This is a genomic window from Carboxylicivirga linearis (assembly GCF_018271995.1).
GTDB classification, from domain to species: domain Bacteria; phylum Bacteroidota; class Bacteroidia; order Bacteroidales; family Marinilabiliaceae; genus Carboxylicivirga; species Carboxylicivirga linearis.
The window spans coordinates 1-311 of the sequence record NZ_JAGUCO010000178.1 but is presented as its reverse complement, the minus strand read 5'-3'; the positions used below and the strand labels follow the sequence as shown (position 1 = coordinate 311).

Genomic DNA, 311 nt, shown 5'->3' with positions numbered 1-311 from the left:
TCCAATTGTAACAGAGGTTAGTATAACAGTAGCAAATGCAAATGGAGATATATTGGCAACCTATACTGATTCGGCCGTTGAAGGAGATGGTAATCAGGTAGATGTTAGTTTGGGTAGTTATGATGATGGTGATTATACTATAACATTAAGCGAGGAAAATAGCAGTGATTTCTGCGTTGTTAGTAAGAACGAAAGACTTCCAATAAGTATATTGGCTTATTCACCTAATCCGACAGAAGATATAGTAGCAATTACCTATTATAGTCCAATTGTAACAGAGGTTAGTATAACAGTAGCAAATGCAAATGGAG

At 35.7% G+C, this 311-nt stretch carries 1 protein-coding gene; it reads left to right on the top strand.

Going from position 1 to position 311, the window contains the following annotated elements:
• A partial coding sequence (locus tag KEM10_RS24200) for a hypothetical protein (protein WP_212221094.1) occupies positions 1-311 on the top strand: 311 nt, incomplete at both ends.